Raw genomic sequence first — 15988 nt, 5'->3', positions numbered from 1 at the left:
GCGGCATACGGCCGGTCAGTGCGTGGCGGCCAGCCCGAACTCCCGCATCGCGGGCACGAAATCGTGATTCAGCGTCGGCTTGCGCGACAGCTTGACCAGCACGTAGCGCTGGAATGGCGCAAGCCGCTGCCACTGCGCGAGCGCGGGCGCCGGCAGCCCGGCCAACGCGCTTTGCTGCACGAGCGACGCCGGCACCGTGTCGACGGCGCGCCAGGCCGGTTGCTCGTCCGGCTGGAACCATGACGGCTCCAGATCGGCGTGCGTGCGCAGCATTTCGAACAGCGCGTGATCGAAATTGGGCTCGATCGCGGTGTCGTCGTCGGCCGGAAAGCGCGCGAGCAGCTTGCGGTCCTCGAGCGGCAGCAGTTGCCACTGTTCGAGCGAAATCCGCAGCCCGAAGCGGTCGAGATTGAAACGCACGATCATCGGGATGTACGTGAAGTTTTCCGACGAATCGTGTTCGAAGTTGAAGAGCAACGGAGCGTCGCTGAGTCCCATGGTCGTTACCTGACGTGGCGGATGCCGGCGCGGCCGGCTTGCCTGGGGTATTTTAGAACCTCTGCGCGCGGGCGGCGGCACGATCGTCGCCGGCCGCGCTTCGAATCAACGGGAGTGCTCGTGAATCCGACCCAATCAGACGAACTGCGCGACGCGTTGCGCGACGAACCGCGCGGCGCGATCGAGCTGCCCGTGAGCCGCACGCGCGGCGGCGCGGTCGAAACCGCGCACGACTTCGTCGGCCAGGAATGGCCGGTCGCACTCGTCTTCAACGGCATCTCGCACGCGGTGATGATGTGTACGCCATGCGACCTCGAAGCGTTCGCGGTCGGCTTCGCGATCTCGGAAGGCATCGTCGCGCGCGGCAGCGACATCAAGGACATCGAGGTGATCCTGCACGCCGACGCGCCGCTGCCGCATGCGGAAGTCCATCTGGAAGTGGTCCAGCAGGCGTTCGCCGCGCTGAAGGACCGGCGCCGCGCACTCGCGGGGCGCACGGGCTGCGGCGTCTGCGGCATCGAGAGCATCGACCTGCTCGACCTCGCACCCGAACGCGTGCCCGATACCGGCTTTCTCGCGCGCCTCGCGCCCGACGCGCTGGCGCGCGCCGCGCATGCGCTGCCGGCGCATCAGGCGCTCACGAAACTGACCGGCGGCCTGCACGCGGCCGCGTGGTGCGACGCAACAGGCGCGATCCGCGCGGCATTCGAGGATGTCGGCCGCCACAACGCGCTCGACAAGCTGATCGGCTCGCTCGTGCTGTCGCGCGCCGATACCACCGACGGCTTCGTGTTCCTGTCGAGCCGCGCGAGCTACGAGCTCGTGCGCAAGGCCGCGCGGGTCGGCATCCCGCTGGTCGCGACCATCTCCGCGCCGTCATCGCTCGCGATCGAGATCGCGAAGGCGGCCGGCTTGCGGCTCGTCAGCTTCTGCCGCGAAACCGGCCACGTCGATTACGGCACGGCCTGATCCAGACCGTGCGCGCGCGGCGACGGTCTCCCGCCGGCGCGCCCCAGTCCGTCAGTCGAACTGACGGAAATCCGGCTTGCGCTTCTCGAAGAACGCGGTCATCGCCTCGCGCGCTTCCGGCGCGCGCAGCATCGTCGCGAAATGACGCGCTTCCTCGGCCATCCGCGCGGGCGTCGCCACGCCGCCCGTATCCTTGAGCAGCGCCTTCGTCACCCGCAGCGATGCCGCCGGCAACGCCGCCAGCTTCGCTGCCTGCTTCGCCGCGAACGCGTCGAGTTCGGCTGCCGGCAGCACGCGGTTGACGATGCCGATCCGGTGCGCTTCCAGCGCGTCGAACGCCTCGCCCAGCAGCAGCTTCTCGGCGGCGACCTGATGGCCTGCCAGGCGCGGCAGCAGTGCGCTCGACGCGGCTTCCGGGCACAGCCCGAGCTGCGCGAACGGCAGCGAGAACGTCGCGGTGTCGGCCGCGTAGACCAGATCGCAGTGCAGCAGCATCGTCACGCCGACGCCGACCGCGATGCCCGGCACCGCGGCCACGACCGGCTTGCTCGCGCTGCTGATCCGCGCCAGGAACTGGAACACCGACGCGGTATCGTCCTGCGGCGGCGCCTTCAGGAAATCCTCGAGATCGTTGCCCGCGCTGAAATTGCCGTCGCTGCCGCGCAGCAGGATCACGCGCGTCGCCTTGTCTTCCTGCGCGTCGGCGAGCGCATCGGCCATCGTCTGGTACATCGCCGCCGTCAGCGCATTCTTCTTCGCCGGGCGCGCGATCGTGATCGTCATCACGCCGTCGGCGCGTTCCACTTGAATGTCGGCCACAACCGTCTCCTTTGACTGTCTCTACCGGAATGAAAAAACGGTGCGCGAGCTCGTGGCCCGCGCACCGTCGTCGCTTCTCGTCGTGTCCCGCTTACAGGCGTTCGATGATGCCCGCCGCACCCATGCCGGTGCCGACGCACATCGTGACCATCCCGTACTTCAGGTTGCGGCGGCGCAGGCCGTGCACGACGGTCGCCGCGCGGATCGCGCCGGTCGCGCCGAGCGGGTGGCCCAGTGCGATCGCGCCGCCCATCGGGTTGACCTTCGACGGATCGAGGCCGAGATCGCGCATCACCGCCAGCGATTGCGCGGCGAACGCTTCGTTCAGCTCGATCCAGTCGAGATCGTCCTGCTTCAGGCCCGCGGCCTTCAGCGCGGCCGGAATCGCTTCCTTCGGACCGATCCCCATGATTTCCGGCGGCACGCCGCGCACCGCGAAGCTCACGAAGCGCGCGAGCGGCGTCAGGTTGAATTCCTTGAGCACCTTCTCCGACACGACGAGCAGCGCACCCGCGCCGTCCGACGTCTGCGAGCTGTTGCCGGCCGTGACCGAGCCCTTGTTCGCGAACACCGTGCGCAGCTTCGCGAGGCCTTCGAGCGACGTATCCGCGCGCGGACCTTCGTCGAGCTTGATCTCGCGCGTCTTCACGTCGACTTCACCGGTCGCGAGGTTCGGGAACCGCTCGGTGATCGTGTACGCAGCGATTTCGTCGCCGAACTCGCCGGCCTGCTGCGCGGCGAGCGCCTTGCGGTGCGATTCGACCGAGAACGCGTCCTGGTCGTCGCGGCTCACCTTCCACTGTTCGGCGACGCGCTCGGCCGTCAGGCCCATCCCGTACGCGATGCCGAAGTCTTCGCTGCGATCGAAGATGTGCGGCGACATCGACGGCTTGTTGCCCATCATCGGCACCATGCTCATCGATTCGCAGCCGCCCGCGAAGATCGCGTCCGATTCGCCGACGCGGATGCGGTCGGCCGCCATCGCCAGCGCGGTGATGCCCGACGCGCAGAAGCGGTTGACCGTCACGCCGCCGACCGTCTGCGGCAGCCCGGCGAGCAGCGCGCCCATGCGCGCGACGTTCAGGCCCTGCTCGGCTTCCGGAATCGCGCAGCCGATGATCGCGTCCTCGATCACCTTCGTGTCGAGACCGGGCACCTGCGCGACGGCCGACTTGATCGCGTGAACCAGCAGCTCGTCGGGGCGCGTGTTCTTGAAGACACCGCGCGGGGCCTTGCCGATCGGCGTGCGGCTGGCGGCGACGATGTATGCGTCTTGCAGTTGTTTGCTCATTTCAGACTCCTTGTCTGCTCGCTCAGTTACGCACCGGCTTGCCGGTCTGCAACATGCCCATGATCCGTTCCTGCGTCTTCTGCGTGCCGAGCAGCTCGACGAACGCGCGGCGCTCCAGCGCGAGCAGCCATTCCTCGTCGACGAGGCTGCCGGCTTCGACGTCGCCGCCGCACACGGCTTCGGCGATGCGGCTCGCGATCAGGTAGTCGTGGTCGCTGATGAAGCGGCCGTCACGCATGTTGACGAGCGATGCCTTGATCGTCGCGATCGCCGAGCGGCCAGCGACCGGCACGTCCTTCGCGCGCAGCGGTGCGCGATAGCCGGTGTCGGCCAGCGCACGCGCTTCCTTCTTCGCGGTGTCGAGCAGTTCGAACACGTTGAAGACGATCGTGTCGGACGGCTTCACGTAGCCCATCGCCCGTGCGTCGTGCGCGGACGCCGACACCTTCGCCATCGCCGCGTTCTCGAACGACTTCGTGACGAACTTCAGGATGTCGGTGGTCGCGTTCGCGGCCGTCGCGGCGTCCGCCGCGCGCAGCGCCGCTTCCTTCAGGCCACCGCCCGCCGGCACGAGACCGACGCCCACTTCGACGAGGCCGATGTAGCTCTCGACGTGCACGACGCGCTTCGCGCTGTGCAGCATCAGCTCGCACCCGCCGCCGAGCGCGATGCCCGACACGGCTGCCACGACCGGCACGTTCGCGTACTTCACGCGCAGCATGCCTTCCTGGAACTTCTTCACGAACGGCTCGATGCCCTTCGCGCCGCCCATCATGAACGCGGGCATCGCCTCCTCGAGGTTCGCGCCGGCCGAGAACGGGCCGCCCGGCGTGCCGAGCTTCAGCGACGTCGGCTGCCAGATCACCACGCCCTTGTAGTCCTTCTCCGCGAGTTCGATCGCCTGCACGAGGCCGTCGATCACGCTCGGTCCGATCGTGTTCATCTTCGACTTGAACGACACGATCACGACGTCGTCTTCGCCGGCACGGTCGTCGACCCACGCGCGCACCGCGTCGGTCTCGAACAGCGTCTTGCCGTACGTCTTCGGATCGGCGCCGGCTTCACCCAGCAGCGGCGCGCGGAACACCTGCTTGCGGTACACGGCCAGGTCCGAACGCGGCACGAAGCGCTTCGATGCCGGCGCCCACGAGCCTTCGGCCGTGTGCACGCCGCCCTTCTCGGCGACCGGGCCTTCGAGCACCCACGACGGCAGCGGCACGTTCGCGAGCGCCTTGCCGGCCGCGATGTCTTCCTGCACCCACTCGGCGACCTGCTTCCAGCCGGCGGCCTGCCAGCCTTCGAACGGGCCTTCGTTCCAGCCGAAGCCCCAGCGGATCGCGAGGTCGACGTCGCGTGCGTTGTCGGCGATCGACTCGAGATGCACGCCGATGTAGTGGAACACGTCGCGGAAGATCGACCACAGGAACTGCGCATGCGGATGATCCGTCTCGCGCAGCAGCTTCAGGCGTTCCGCCGGCGGGCGCTTCAGGATGCGGCCGACCGTTTCGTCCGCCTTCGCACCCGAATCGACGTAGCTGCCCGTCTTCGCGTCGAGCACCTTGATCGCCTTGCCTTCCTTCTTGTAGAACCCGCCGCCCGTCTTCTGGCCGAGCGCGCCCTGCTTCACCAGTTCGGCGAGCACGGCGGGCGTCTGGTAGACCGGGAAGAACGGATCGTCGGCGAGGTTGTCCTGCATCGTCTTGATCACGTGCGCCATCGTGTCGAGGCCGACCACGTCCGCGGTGCGGAACGTCGCCGACTTCGCGCGGCCGAGGCGGCTGCCGGTCAGGTCGTCGACTTCGTCGAAGCGCAGGCCGAACTTCGCGGCCTCGGTGATCACCGCGAGGATCGAGAAGATGCCGACGCGGTTCGCGATGAAGTTCGGCGTGTCCTTCGCGCGCACGACGCCCTTGCCGACGACGCTCGTCAGGAAGGTTTCGAGCTGGTCGAGGATCTCCGGACGCGTGTGCGCGGTCGGGATCAGCTCGACGAGGTGCATGTAGCGCGGCGGGTTGAAGAAGTGCACGCCGCAGAAGCGCGCCTTCAGCTCGTCCGAGAAACCTTCGGACAGCTTCGTGATCGACAGGCCCGACGTGTTGGTCGCGAAGATCGCGTTCGGCGCGATGTGCGGCGCGACCTTCTTGTACAGGTCGTGCTTCCAGTCCATCCGCTCGGCGATCGCTTCGATCACGACGTCGCATTCGGCGAGCTTCGCGATGTCGTCTTCGTAGTTCGCCGCCTCGAGGTACTTCGCATCGTCCTTCACGCCGAACGGCGCGGGCGACAGCTTCTTCAGGTTCTCGATCGCCTTCAGCGCGATCGCGTTTTTCGGGCCTTCCTTGGCCGGCAGGTCGAACAGCAGCACCGGCACGCGCGCGTTGACGAGGTGCGCGGCGATCTGCGCGCCCATCACGCCGGCGCCCAGCACGGCGACCTTGCGAATCAGGAAATTGCTCACGGGATGTCTCCGGATAGTGTCGTGCAGCACGGGATGTGAGGGCTGCACGGCGAAGTGAGTACCAGGAACCGTTGCGTTCGGGCGGCGCGGCACGCGGCGCGCACCGCCCGGACTCGCGTCAGAACAGCGATTCGTCGACTTCCATCAGCGTCTTCGAACCGGCGCGCGCGGCGCGGATCGTCGATGCCGTTTCGGGCAGCAGACGCGCGAAGTAGAAGCGGGCGGTGGCGAGCTTCGACTTGTAGAACGGATCGCCCGACGCTTCCTTGTCGAGGGCGAGGCGCGCCATGCGCGCCCAGAAGTACGAGAACACCAGGTGGCCGACGGTACGCAGGTACGGCACGGCGGCCGCGCCGACTTCGTCCGGGTTCTGCATCGCCTTCATGCCGATTTCCATCGTCAGCTTCTGCACCTTTTCACCGATGTCGGCGAGCGGGTTGATGAACTCGGCCATCTCCGGCTTCACGCCTTCGGCTTCCGCGAATTCGGTCACGAGCTTGCCGAACTTCTTCAGCTTCGCGCCCATGTCGCCGAGCACCTTGCGGCCCAGCAGGTCGAGCGACTGGATCGAGTTCGTGCCTTCGTAAATCATGTTGATCCGCGCGTCGCGCACGTACTGCTCCATGCCCCACTCGGAGATGAAGCCGTGGCCGCCGTAGATCTGCATCGCGTGGTTGGTCGACTCGAACGCGTTGTCGGTCAGGAACGCCTTGATGATCGGCGTGAGCAGCGCGACGAGGTCGGCCGCTTCCTTGCGCACCGCTTCGTCGGCGTGCGACAGCTCCTTGTCGATCTGCAGCGCGGACCAGTACGTGAATGCGCGCGCGCCTTCCGCGTAGGCCTTCTGCGTGAGCAGCATGCGACGCACGTCCGGGTGCACGATGATCGGGTCGGCCGGCTTGTCCGGTGCCTTCGGGCCCGTCAGCGAACGCATCTGCAGGCGTTCCTTCGCGTACGTCAGCGAGTTCTGGTACGCGACTTCCGTGAGGCCGAGGCCTTGCATGCCGACGCCGAGGCGCGCGGCATTCATCATCACGAACATCGCGTTCAAGCCCTTGTTCGGCTCGCCGACCATCCAGCCCTTCGCGCCGTCGAGGTTCATCACGCACGTCGAGTTGCCGTGGATGCCCATCTTGTGCTCGATCGAGCCGCACTTGATGCCGTTGCGCTCGCCCGGCTCGCCCGCGGCGTCCGGAATGAACTTCGGCACGATGAACAGCGAGATCCCCTTCGTGCCTTGCGGCGCGTCCGGCAGGCGCGCGAGCACGAGGTGGATGATGTTCTTCGACATGTCGTGCTCGCCGCTCGAGATGAAGATCTTCGTGCCGCTGATCGAGTACGAGCCGTCGCCGTTCGGTTCGGCCTTGGTGCGCAGGATGCCGAGGTCGGTGCCGCAGTGCGGCTCGGTCAGGCACATCGTGCCCGTCCATTCGCCCGACACCAGCTTCGGCAGGTATTGCTGCTGCAGTTCCGGCGCGCCGTGCGCGTGCAGGCATTCGTACGCGCCGTGCGACAGGCCCGGATACATCGTCCACGCCTGGTTCGCCGAGTTCAGCATTTCGTAGAGTGCGTTGTTCACGAACGCGGGCAGGCCCTGGCCGCCGTAGTCCGGATCGCAGCCGAGCGCCGGCCAGCCGGCCTCGACGTACTGCTGATAGGCTTCCTTGAAGCCGGTCGGGGTCTTCACGACGCCGTCGCCTTCATACGTGCAGCCTTCGCGGTCACCGACCTGGTTCAGCGGGAACAGTACCTCGGAGCAGAACTTGCCCGCTTCCTCGAGGACCTGGTTGATCGTGTCGGCGTCGAGGTCCGCATGCTTGGGCATTTGCTTGACTTCGGCTTCGACGTTCAGAAGCTCGTGCAACACGAATTGCATGTCGCGCAGCGGCGCGGCGTACTGTCCCATGACTCTCTCCAAAGGTGGGCAAAACGGCTCGAGCTCCTGGCGGGCGGATCACGCGCCGCTAACGGCTCTCGCTCTGATACGAAACAATCGTCTTTTCCAGCGCGGCCCACGTGAGGCGCACGGCGTCCGGCGAATGCAGGAAGCGTGCGTCGTGATGCAGGCCGAGCGTGAAGCTGTACAACTCGAAGAGCATCAGTTCCGGATCCGTATCCGCACGCAGATGCCCCTCTTCCATCGCCTGCGAAATGGCGCGCAGCAACGCGGCACGCCAGGCGGTCACGCTCGCGATCAACTGCTCGCGCACGGGGCTGTCCGGCCGGTCGTCGTACTCCACTGCGCCGCTGATGTAGATGCACCCGGTCGTCACCTCCTGGATGCGCTTCTCGATCCAGCGCGCCAGCATCGCCCGAAGACGCGGCAGACCGCGCGACTCGCGCAGGCTCGGAAAGAACACCTCGTTCTCGAAACGATGGTGGTACTCGCGGACGACCTCGACCTGCAGGTCCTCGCGCGATCCGAAGTGCGCGAACACGCCGCTCTTGCTCATCTGCATGCGCTCGGCCAGCAGGCCGATCGTCAGCCCCTCCAGCCCGTCACGGCTGGCAAGGTCCAAAGCAGCTTCAAGTATCGCGGCACGCGTCTGTTCGCCTTTTCGCATAGCTATTTCTGTAACCGTTCGGGGGTTCGAATAAAATCGAACGGCCGTACTATTATTGAGTGCGGCCGCTCGCGAAACAAGGAAATTATTAGAAACCGGTGTCTAACCGAGCCGCTATTTTGCGCGATTCCGGCGGGACCGGAGCGGCTTTTCCGCACGAACGTGCGGACAGATTTTTTGAAGCGAATACTTAGTCGGCGTCAGTCGTAACCGCCGACCGTCAGCGCCTTCATCACGACACGGTACGTGGTGTACGCGAGCCAGTTCAGCAGCCGTTCGATGCGCGGGCGGGCGGCATAGTGCGCGGCGTCGATCTCCCGCCCTTCGGCGAACGCGGTGGCGATCGCGTCGCGCAACTGGTTCGTCACTGCATCGTAGCGCACCAGCACGACGTTCGCTTCATTGTTCAGCATCAGGCTCAGTGCGTCCAGATTCGACGAGCCGACCGTCGCCCAGTTGTCGTCGATCACGGCGACCTTGCCGTGCAGGATCGTCTTGTCGTATTCGGCCACGCGCACGCCCGCGCGCAACAGCGAGTGATACAGGAACGGCACGGCCGTATCGAGCGCCGTGAACTCCTTGCGGCCGATCAGCACCTGCACGTCGACGCCGCGCCGTGCCGCGCCCGTCAGCGCGCGGCGCAGCTTGCGGCCCGGCATGAAGTACGGATTCGCGAGCAGGATGCGCTGGCGCGCCTGGCCGATCGCCGCGAGATACGCCTTCTCGATCGCGCGGCGGTTCACGACGTTGTCGCGCGCGACGAACGCGACGCTCGGCTCGGTCACGACCCGCAGCGCGCCGGCCTTGATCCACCGGTGGCTGCGCATCCAGCGCCGGAACATGTCGGGGAACGCTTCGCCGCCGTGCAGCCCGGCCGCGTACTGCGCATACGGCTTGTGGCCGAACTGGATCCGGTGCCACTGCAGCTCGAACGCGGCGCGCACGTCGGACACCGCGGGCCCGGCCATCTCGACCGCGAAATCCCAGCGCGGAAACGGCAGCGTCGCGCTGCCCTGCGTGTAGTCGTCGACGATGTTGATGCCGCCGCAGAATGCGGCCGTCTGGTCGATCACCGCGAGCTTGCGGTGCGTGCGCGAGAAGCCGAAACGGCCGAACAGGAAGCGGTTGTAGATGCAGTGCTCGACGCCGGCTTCGGCCCATGTGTCGAACAGCGGCAGGCGCGCGGTGCCGATGCCGTCGGTGATCACCCGCACGCGCACGCCGCGCTGCGCCGCGCGGATCAGCGCGTCGGACACCGGGCGGCCGGCCTCGTCGTCGCAGAAGATGTAGGTTTCGAGCATCACCTGCTCGCGGGCGGCGTCGATCCGCTCGATCAGCGCGTGGAAGAATTCGCCGCCGGTTTCGCACAGCCGCACCGTGTTGCCGGCCGTAAACGCGAGCCGCGACGCGGAGCCGCGCTCCTGCAGGAACATCTGCCGCAATTGCGCGAAGCGCTTGCGGGTCTCCGCATTCATGCGGACGAGCCGTGCGGCGCACGCGCGAGGGCCATGCGTGCGGGCAATTGCAGGATCGCCTCGGCGTTCGACGGCGAGAAGCAGCGTGCGGCCGCCTCGCGGAACGGCAGCCACGCATGGTCGACATGCTCGCGCGGCGACAGCGTCACGTCGACGCGATGCGGCACGCACAGGCCGAACCAGTGCTCGACGTTGCGGGTGACGCCCGGCGCATAGCGATGCAGGTATTGCGGATAGATCGTGTACTCGATCCGGTGATGCCAGTCGACGAGCGCGCTGGCCGGCACGTCCGGCGTGCCGACCGCGATGCCGGTTTCCTCGGCCACTTCGCGCGCGGCGGTGAGCGCGAGCGGCTCGTCGAGCGTGTCCTTCGAGCCGGTGACCGATTGCCAGAAATCGGGCTGGTCGGCACGCTTGATCACGAGCACATCGAGGTCGGGCGTGTAGATCACGACGAGAACGGATTCGGGGATTTTCGGCGGCTTCGTCATCTTTGTTTCATGCGGCACAGGGCCGTGCGCCGGGCCTGCGCCCGAACGTGCGGCAAGTGCTGCGACTGTACCGCAAAAAATGAAAAAGGCGCATCACTGCGCCTTTTTCAGGGTGCCGTGCGTGCGTGACCGCACACACGACCGGGGGCGAAAGCGCGTTACGCCTTCGGCTGCTCCGGCTGACGCAGACGGATGTGCAGCTCGCGCAATTGACGCTCGTCGACCGGGCTCGGCGCCTGCGTGAGCAGATCCTGCGCACGCTGCGTCTTCGGGAACGCAATCACGTCGCGGATCGAATCGGCGCCGGCCATCATCGTGACGATGCGGTCGAGACCGAATGCGATACCGCCGTGCGGCGGCGCGCCGTACTGCAGCGCGTCCAGCAGGAAGCCGAACTTCAGTTGCGCTTCTTCCGCACCGATCTTCAGCGCGCGGAACACCTTGCTCTGCACTTCCTCGCGGTGGATACGCACCGAGCCGCCGCCGATTTCCCAGCCGTTCAGCACCATGTCGTAGGCCTTCGCGAGGCAACGGCCCGGGTCGGTCTCGAGATACTCGAGGTGCTCGTCCTTCGGGCTCGTGAACGGGTGGTGCGCGGCAACGTAGCGCGCATCTTCGTCGTCGTATTCGAACATCGGGAAGTCGACGACCCACAGCGGCTTCCAGCCGGCCTGGACCAGACCGTTCGCCTTGCCGAATTCCGAATGGCCGATCTTCAGGCGCAGCGCGCCAAGGCTGTCGTTGACGACCTTCGCGCGGTCGGCCGCGAAGAAGATGATGTCGCCGTCTTCGGCGCCGGTGCGCTCGAGGATCGCCGCGATCGACGCGTCGTGCAGGTTCTTGACGATCGGGCTTTGCAGGCCGTCGCGGCCCTTCGCCTTCTCGTTGACCTTGATCCACGCGAGGCCCTTCGCGCCGTAGATGCGCACGAATTCCGTGTAGCCGTCGATGTCGCCGCGCGACAGCTCGCCGCCCTTCGGCACGCGCAGCGCCGCGACGCGGCCGTCCTTCGCATTGGCCGGCGTGCTGAACACCTTGAAGTCGACGTCCTTCATCGCGTCGGTCAGCTCGGTGAATTCGAGCTGCACGCGCAGGTCCGGCTTGTCCGAACCGAAACGCGCCATCGCTTCCGAGTACGGCATCACCGGGAATTTCGCGTCGAGCTCGACGTCGATCGTCGTCTTGAAGATGTGGCGGATCATGTCCTCGAACAGGTCACGGATTTCCTGCTCGCCGAGGAACGACGTCTCGCAGTCGATCTGCGTGAATTCCGGCTGACGGTCGGCGCGGAGATCCTCGTCGCGGAAGCACTTGGTGATCTGGTAGTAACGGTCGAAGTTCGCGACCATCAGCAGCTGCTTGAACAGCTGCGGCGACTGCGGCAGCGCGAAGAACTGGCCCGCGTTCACGCGCGACGGCACGAGGTAGTCGCGCGCGCCTTCCGGCGTGCTCTTCGTCAGCATCGGCGTTTCGATGTCGATGAAGCCCTGCTCGTCGAGGTACTTGCGCGCCTCGATCGCGACGCGGTAGCGCAGGCGCAGGTTGTGCTGCATCTGCGGGCGACGCAGGTCGAGCACGCGGTGCGTGAGACGCGTCGTTTCCGACAGGTTGTCGTCGTCGAGCTGGAACGGCGGCGTGACCGACGCGTTCAGCACGTTCAGTTCGTGGCACAGCACTTCGATCTTGCCGCTCTTCAGGCCGGCGTTGACCGTGCCTTCCGGACGGTTGCGCACGAGGCCCTTGATCTGCACGCAGAACTCGTTGCGCACGCCTTCGGCAGTCGCGAACATCTCGGCGCGATCCGGGTCGCACACCACTTGCACGAGGCCTTCACGATCGCGCAGGTCGATGAAGATCACACCGCCGTGATCGCGGCGGCGCTGCACCCAGCCGCACAGCGACACGGTTTGGCCCAGCAGGTGTTCGGTCACGAGACCGCAGTATTCAGTACGCATCGACATGATGTTTGCTTTCGTTCGGTTTGATCAACGGGCGCCGCAACGCGCGGCCCGGGCGATGATTCTTTACTTACAGCGGCGGCTCGACGGGACGGCGGGCGGGCGCCGGAGCCGGCGCCGAAGGCGCCACGACGCCCATCGAGACGATGTACTTGAGCGCGGCATCGACCGACATGTCGAGTTCGATGACTTCGCTCTTCGGCAGCATCAGGAAGAAACCCGACGTCGGGTTCGGCGTCGTGGGCACGTACACGCTCACGTACTCTTCCGTCAGATGGTTGACCACGTCGCCGCCGGGCGTGCCGGTCAGAAACGCGATCGTATACGAGCCGCGGCGCGGGTATTCGATCAGCAGCGCCTTGCGGAACGCGTTGCCGCTGCTCGACAGCAGCGTGTCCGATACCTGCTTGACGCTCGTGTAGATCGGCCCGACGACCGGGATGTGGCGTACCACCGCGTTCCACCACGTGACGAGCTTCTGGCCGATGAAGTTCTGCGTGGCCAGCCCGACGACGAAGATGAACGCGAGCGTCAGCACCGCGCCGATCCCCGGCAGGTGGAAGCCGAGCATCCGCTCGGGCTGCCACGATTCGGGCAGCAGGAGCAGCGTCTGGTCCATCGTGCCGATGATGAGGCCGAGCACCCACAGCGTGATCGCGAGCGGGACGAGAACCAGCAAGCCGGTCAGGAACACCGTTTTCAGGGTCGTCTTTTTCATCATCTGCCGTCAATGAACCGCGCCTGCGGCGCGAGTGGGTCGCGACCCGGCCGGGCCGCGACGGTCAACTGCCGGCGGCGGGCGTCGCGGCCAGAGCCGGCGCGGCGCTCGTCGTCGTGGTGCTGCCCGAACTGCTCGCCGCAGCCGGCGCGGCAGCGGCGGGTGCGGCTTCCGCCGCGGGTGCTGCCGGCGCCGCGTCGCCCGACGCCGTCGCCGGTGCGCTGGCGCCGCCCGAGCCGCCGCGGAAATCGGTGACATACCACCCCGAGCCCTTCAGCTGAAAACCGGCGGCGGTCACCTGTTTGCGAAAAGCATCCTTCCCGCATTCAGGACATTGCGTCAGCGGCGCGTCGCTCATCTTCTGGAGCACGTCCTTCGCGAAACCGCACGCTTCGCATCGATAGGCGTAGATCGGCATGATATTTTTTCCCGCAGAAACTGGAAACGGCTTGCAAAACCTTGAATTATAGCCGAAACCCCGGCGCGCTCCGGCAATGGCCGCGACGCCCGCGCATCAGCGACGGCGCCACGTGAGCCAGCGCTCGTGCCCGTCGAACACGGCCAGCGAATCGGTCACGGGCAAATCCTCGAGCAGCTCGAAGTGCGGCGCGAGCAGCGCATCGAGTTCCGCCCGCTCGATCCCGAACGGCGGCCCCTTCGGTTTGGCCACCACGAAGAAATAGCCGGCCAGCAATCCGCCCGTGGGCAGCAGCTCGGCCATCCGCGCCGCATAGTCGGCGCGCAGGCTCGGCGGCAACGCGCACAGGAACGCGCGCTCGTACACCCACTGCACGTCGAACGGCGGCCGGTACTGGAAAAAATCAGCCTGCTCGACGACGTCCGCATGCGCGCCGAGCTGCGCCTTCGCCGCAGCGACCGCCTGCGCGGCGAAATCGATCGCACGCACCGGCCAGCCGGCCTGCGCGAGCCAGCCGGCCTCCTGCGCACTGCCGCAGCCGGGAATCAGCACCGCGCACGGCTCGTGCCGCTGCGCGAATGCGCGAAACCCGTCCGGCACGCCGCCGAATTCCCACGGCGTCACGCCGCGTGCGAAACGCTCGTCCCAGAACGATGCGCTACCGGGGTCGCGCGTCGCGAAATCGGCGGCCGACGGTGCGGCCGGTTGCTTCGGATCGGACATCGCCGCGCTCCTTTCGATCAAGCGCCGTACGCGAGCGCGAGCAGCACGCGCGCGACGAGCGCCCCGACGCCGACGGCCAGGCCGAAGATCAGCAACGCCTGCAGCAGCCGGTTCGTCCGCTTCTGCTCGACGAGGACCTGACGCATCAGCTCCTCGCTCGCGGCGCGCGGCGCGTCGTGGCGCGCGGCCAGCGCATGGTGGATCAGGCGCGGCAGTTGCGGCAGCGTCTTGCTCCACTGCGGCGCCTCGACCTTGAACCGCTCGTACCAGCCGCGCAGGCCGATCTGCTCGGTCATCCAGCGCTCGAGATACGGCTTCGCGGTCTTCCACAGGTCGAGTTCGGGGTCGAGCGAGCGACCGAGCCCTTCGACGTTCAGCATCGTCTTCTGCAGCAGCACGAGCTGCGGCTGGATCTCGACGTTGAAACGGCGCGACGTCGAGAACAGGCGCATCAGCACCTGGCCGAGCGAGATGTCCTTCAGCGCGCGATCGAAATACGGCTCGCACACCGCGCGGATCGCGCTTTCGAGCTCCTCGACGCGCGTCTCGGGCGGCACCCAGCCCGATTCGAGGTGGAGCGTCGCGACACGGTGATAGTCGCGCTTGAAGAACGCGAGGAAGTTCTGCGCGAGGTAGTTCTTGTCGAAATCGGACAGTGCGCCGACGATCCCGAAATCGAGCGCGATATAACGGCCGAACGTGTTCGGGTCGAGGCTCACCTGAATGTTGCCCGGGTGCATGTCCGCATGGAAAAAGCCGTCGCGGAACACCTGCGTGAAGAAGATCTCGACGCCTTCGCGCGCGAGCTTCTTGATGTCGACGCCGGCCGAACGCAGCGTCTCGACCTGGCTGATCGGCACGCCGGTCATGCGCTCCATCACGAGCACCTGCGACGTCGAGAAATCCCAGAACATCTCGGGCACGAGCAGCAGGTCGAGGCCCGCGAAGTTGCGGCGCAGCTGGCTGCCGTTCGCGGCCTCGCGCATCAGGTCGAGCTCGTCGTGCAGGTACTTGTCGAATTCGGCGACGACCTCGCGCGGCTTCAGGCGCCGGCCGTCGGCCCACATGCGCTCGGTCCACGTCGCGATGTCGCGCATCAGCGCGAGGTCGGAATCGATCACCGGCAGCATGTTCGGCCGCAGCACCTTGACGGCGACGGCCTTGCCCGCGTGCACGCCCTGCTTCAGCTTCGCGAAGTGCACCTGCGCGATCGACGCGCTCGCGATCGGCTCGCGCTCGAATTCGTCGAACAGCTCGTCGACCGGCGCGCCGAGCGACTTCTCGATGATCGCGATCGCGACGGCCGAATCGAACGGCGGCACCTGATCCTGCAGCTTCGCGAGTTCGTTCGCGAAATCGACCGACAGCAGGTCGCGGCGCGTCGACAGCACCTGGCCGAACTTCACGAAGATTGGGCCAAGGCTTTCGAGCGCGTGACGCAACCGCACGGCGGGCGGATCGGAGAAGCGGCGGCCGATCGTCGTGATCCGCAACAGCAGCTTCACGCGCCGGTCGTCGATCCGGGACAGCATCACTTCGTCGAGACCAAAGCGGATGACGGTGTAGACAATCTTGATGAAACGGAAAATGCGCATGCCCTGCGGCC

At 66.7% G+C, this 15988-nt stretch carries 14 protein-coding genes; 1 reads left to right on the top strand and 13 read right to left on the bottom strand.

Translation table 11 applies throughout. The features are described 5' to 3' along the window. Positions 1–15: 15 nt before the first annotated feature. A complete protein-coding gene (locus BLS50_RS11000) occupies positions 16–498 on the bottom strand; it encodes a nitrate reductase associated protein (protein WP_012329205.1) in 483 nt (160 codons plus the stop codon). Between the two features lie 114 nt (positions 499–612). On the opposite strand from BLS50_RS11000, the gene fdhD reads away from it, so the two are divergent. Beyond that, positions 613–1467: a formate dehydrogenase accessory sulfurtransferase FdhD gene (fdhD, locus tag BLS50_RS10995; RefSeq protein WP_124632659.1), complete on the top strand. Its 855-nt coding sequence runs from the start codon at positions 613–615 to the stop codon at positions 1465–1467. Between the two features lie 51 nt (positions 1468–1518). On the opposite strand, the gene BLS50_RS10990 is transcribed toward fdhD, so the two are convergent. The 12 genes from BLS50_RS10990 to ubiB form a co-directional block, all read right to left on the bottom strand. Beyond that, positions 1519–2286: an enoyl-CoA hydratase gene (locus BLS50_RS10990; protein WP_011694394.1), complete on the bottom strand. Its 768-nt coding sequence runs from the start codon at positions 2284–2286 to the stop codon at positions 1519–1521. Positions 2287–2377: 91 nt separating this feature from the next. Further along, positions 2378–3577 (bottom strand): acetyl-CoA C-acyltransferase, encoded by a 1200-nt coding sequence (locus tag BLS50_RS10985; protein ID WP_006477849.1) that lies wholly within the window; start codon positions 3575–3577, stop codon positions 2378–2380. Between the two features lie 22 nt (positions 3578–3599). Beyond that, on the bottom strand, positions 3600–6035 hold the full coding sequence (locus BLS50_RS10980; protein ID WP_027809381.1) for a 3-hydroxyacyl-CoA dehydrogenase/enoyl-CoA hydratase family protein: 2436 nt from the start codon (positions 6033–6035) through the stop codon (positions 3600–3602). Between the two features lie 118 nt (positions 6036–6153). Next, positions 6154–7941, bottom strand: coding sequence for an acyl-CoA dehydrogenase C-terminal domain-containing protein (locus BLS50_RS10975; protein ID WP_006485746.1), 1788 nt, complete (start codon positions 7939–7941; stop codon positions 6154–6156). A gap of 58 nt (positions 7942–7999) precedes the next feature. Continuing rightward, positions 8000–8599: a TetR/AcrR family transcriptional regulator gene (locus BLS50_RS10970; RefSeq protein WP_006477846.1), complete on the bottom strand. Its 600-nt coding sequence runs from the start codon at positions 8597–8599 to the stop codon at positions 8000–8002. A gap of 200 nt (positions 8600–8799) precedes the next feature. Further along, the gene (clsB, locus tag BLS50_RS10965) at positions 8800–10074 is read right to left on the bottom strand and encodes a cardiolipin synthase ClsB (protein WP_012329207.1); all 1275 of its coding nucleotides are present in this window, start codon (positions 10072–10074) and stop codon (positions 8800–8802) included. After that, on the bottom strand, positions 10071–10565 hold the full coding sequence (nudB, locus tag BLS50_RS10960; RefSeq protein WP_053525207.1) for a dihydroneopterin triphosphate diphosphatase: 495 nt from the start codon (positions 10563–10565) through the stop codon (positions 10071–10073). The genes clsB and nudB overlap by 4 nt, the downstream gene beginning before the upstream one ends. Before the next feature lie 158 nt (positions 10566–10723). Continuing rightward, on the bottom strand, positions 10724–12526 hold the full coding sequence (gene aspS / locus BLS50_RS10955; protein WP_006477843.1) for an aspartate--tRNA ligase: 1803 nt from the start codon (positions 12524–12526) through the stop codon (positions 10724–10726). A 67-nt stretch (positions 12527–12593) separates the two neighbouring features. After that, complete coding sequence (locus BLS50_RS10950; RefSeq protein ID WP_006477842.1) at positions 12594–13244, bottom strand: DUF502 domain-containing protein; 651 nt, start codon at positions 13242–13244, stop codon at positions 12594–12596. 61 nt (positions 13245–13305) lie between these two features. Further along, positions 13306–13659 (bottom strand): FmdB family zinc ribbon protein, encoded by a 354-nt coding sequence (locus BLS50_RS10945; RefSeq protein WP_074802209.1) that lies wholly within the window; start codon positions 13657–13659, stop codon positions 13306–13308. Positions 13660–13755: 96 nt separating this feature from the next. After that, positions 13756–14382, bottom strand: coding sequence for a class I SAM-dependent methyltransferase (locus BLS50_RS10940; RefSeq protein WP_074802208.1), 627 nt, complete (start codon positions 14380–14382; stop codon positions 13756–13758). Positions 14383–14399: 17 nt separating this feature from the next. Beyond that, positions 14400–15977 (bottom strand): ubiquinone biosynthesis regulatory protein kinase UbiB, encoded by a 1578-nt coding sequence (gene ubiB, locus BLS50_RS10935; RefSeq protein WP_006487907.1) that lies wholly within the window; start codon positions 15975–15977, stop codon positions 14400–14402. Positions 15978–15988 lie beyond the last annotated feature (11 nt).

This window comes from Burkholderia orbicola (assembly GCF_900100915.1).
GTDB lineage: Bacteria > Pseudomonadota > Gammaproteobacteria > Burkholderiales > Burkholderiaceae > Burkholderia > Burkholderia orbicola.
This window is presented reverse-complemented; position numbering and strand designations above follow the sequence as displayed.